This is a genomic window from Silvania sp. (genome assembly GCF_051656365.1).
GTDB lineage: Bacteria > Pseudomonadota > Gammaproteobacteria > Enterobacterales > Enterobacteriaceae > Enterobacter > Enterobacter hatchlandensis.
The window spans coordinates 1-2,470 of the sequence record NZ_JBOGBT010000038.1; the positions used below are offsets into that span (position 1 = coordinate 1).

Consider the following 2,470-nt stretch of genomic DNA (forward strand, 5'->3'; position numbering starts at 1 on the left):
GGACGAGTTAATGACGCTGGTTAACAAGTTCATTGAAGAAAAAACAATCTGCTAATCCACGAGATGCGGCCCAAATTACTGCTTAGGAGAAGATCATGGGTTTGTTCGATAAACTGAAATCTCTGGTTTCTGATGATAAAAAAGACTCCGGAACTATTGAGATTATTGCTCCGCTTTCTGGCGAGATCGTCAACATTGAAGACGTGCCAGATGTAGTGTTTGCTGAGAAAATCGTTGGTGATGGCATTGCTATCAAACCAACCGGTAACAAAATGGTTGCACCGGTTGACGGCACAATTGGTAAAATTTTTGAAACCAACCATGCATTCTCTATCGAATCCGATAGCGGTATTGAGCTGTTCGTTCACTTCGGTATCGACACTGTCGAGCTGAAAGGCGAAGGCTTCAAGCGTATCGCTGAAGAAGGCCAGCGTGTGAAAGTTGGCGACCCGGTCATTGAATTCGATCTGCCACTGCTGGAAGAGAAAGCCAAGTCTACCCTGACGCCGGTTGTTATCTCCAACATGGACGAAATCAAAGAGCTGATCAAACTGTCTGGCAGCGTCACTGTGGGTGAAACCCCGGTTATTCGCATCAAGAAGTAATTCTTGCCGCACAGAAAAATGGCGCCTTCGGGCGCCATTTTTGTTTGTCAGGCCGGTAGCACCAGCTCGTCGTAACCCTTTTCCTGGGTGTACTTCATCACCTGCGTTACCCGATCCCCCGCGCGCGCTATCGCCGCCGCTACGTTTTCGCCCTGCACCAGCGCGCTCGCCAGCTCGGAACAGAACAGATCGCCCGTGCCTTTCAGGTCGGTCTTAATGCGTGGATGCGCGCTTACCGTCACGTTGTCATGGGACACCAGCACCACATGGATGCTGTCAGCGTCGCCTTCAACTGGCGCGCTGGTGATAGCGACCCACTGCAGCGTCTGCGAAAGCAGCCCTTTCGCGGCCGCCACTGCGCTGGCGATGTCACGGCACGGCTTACCGCTTAACACTTCCAGCTCAAACACATTCGGGGTAATTCCCTGCGCCAGCGGCAGCAGGTGCTGACAATAGGCGTCGGGGATTTCCGGCTTCACGTATATGCCGCTGTCGGTGTCACCGATAACCGGATCGACCAGCACCAGCAGTTCCGGATGCCGTTGCTTGATGGCCTTCAGCCACTGGGCAAGGATGGCAATCTGGCTGGCGCTGCCCATGTACCCGGTAGTGACTGCTTTCAGCTGGCGCAAAACGTCGCGCTCTTCAAGCGCCTTCAGGTAGCCGCTGAACCACTCGTCGGGGATCACTCCGCCATAGAAGGTGTCATAGTGCGGGGTATTACTGAACAGTACCGTCGGTACCGCCGTCACGTTCAGGTGATGCTGACGAATATTAGGCACCGCGATGCTGTTGCCCACGCTGCCGTAAACCACCTGCGATTGCACTGCCACAATGTCGGTCTGCTGCGCCCGGGTTTTGTCCCGGAATAAGATCATGTCCATCGTGTTTAAATCCCTGCGCCCTGCGCATAGCTCTCTTCACCAAACACGCCGGTAGAGAGATAGCGATCGCCGCGATCGCAAACGATCGCCACTATCACTGCCCCCGGTGATGTCGCGGCAAGCCGCAGCGCACCGGCTACCGCACCGCCGGAGCTGACGCCGCAAAAAATACCTTCCCGCACCGCCAGCTCACGCATGGTATTTTCCGCCTCGCGCTGATGAATATCCAGTACCTGGTCAACCAATGACGCATTGAAAATTCCCGGCATATACTCCGCAGGCCAGCGGCGAATACCCGGGATGCTGCTGCCCTCTTCCGGCTGCAGGCCGACGATGCTCACCGCTTTGTCCTGCTCGCGCAGAAAACGGGAGACCCCGGTAATGGTGCCGGTTGTCCCCATACTGGAGACAAAATGGGTGATCCTTCCTGCGGTCTGCTGCCAGATTTCCGGGCCGGTGGTGGTGTAATGGGCGAGCGGGTTATCGGGGTTGTTAAACTGATCCAGCAGTTTGCCTTCACCTCGGTTGGCCATCTCCAGCCCCAGGTCGCGGGCCCCTTCCATACCCAGCTCTTTACTCACCAGAATTAACTCTGCACCGTAGGCCAGCATCGCGGCACGGCGCTCCTGGCTCATGTTGTCCGGCATCAGCAACTTCATGCGATAGCCTTTCAGCGCGGCGATCATTGCCAGCGCGATACCGGTGTTGCCGCTGGTGGCTTCGATCAGCACGTCGCCGGGCTGGATTTCGCCGCGTTTTTCCGCCTGTACAATCATCGACAGTGCGGCGCGGTCTTTGACCGATCCCGCCGGATTATTGCCTTCCAGTTTGACCCAGATTTCGCTGCCGTTGTCCGGCCCGATGCGTTGTAATTTGATGAGCGGGGTATTACCGATGGTTTGTTCGAGTGTGTTCACGATCGCTGTCCAATAAAAAACCCGGTGGCGCTATGCTTACCGGGCCTACATCCGTGCTTTGGTA

Annotated in this window: 3 protein-coding genes; 1 reads left to right on the top strand and 2 read right to left on the bottom strand. The window is 55.7% G+C overall.

What is annotated here, in order from left to right:
* Nucleotides 1-95 precede the first annotated feature (95 nt).
* A complete protein-coding gene (crr, locus tag ACRDD5_RS07760; RefSeq protein WP_196348315.1) occupies nucleotides 96-605 on the top strand; it encodes a PTS glucose transporter subunit IIA in 510 nt (169 codons plus the stop codon).
* 47 nt (nucleotides 606-652) lie between these two features.
* On the opposite strand, the gene pdxK is transcribed toward crr, so the two are convergent.
* Complete coding sequence (gene pdxK, locus ACRDD5_RS07765) at nucleotides 653-1,489, bottom strand: pyridoxine/pyridoxal/pyridoxamine kinase (protein WP_438676400.1); 837 nt, start codon at nucleotides 1,487-1,489, stop codon at nucleotides 653-655.
* A gap of 5 nt (nucleotides 1,490-1,494) precedes the next feature.
* Nucleotides 1,495-2,406, bottom strand: coding sequence for a cysteine synthase CysM (cysM, locus tag ACRDD5_RS07770; protein WP_271280752.1), 912 nt, complete (start codon nucleotides 2,404-2,406; stop codon nucleotides 1,495-1,497).
* Between the last annotated feature and the right edge of the window lie 64 nt (nucleotides 2,407-2,470).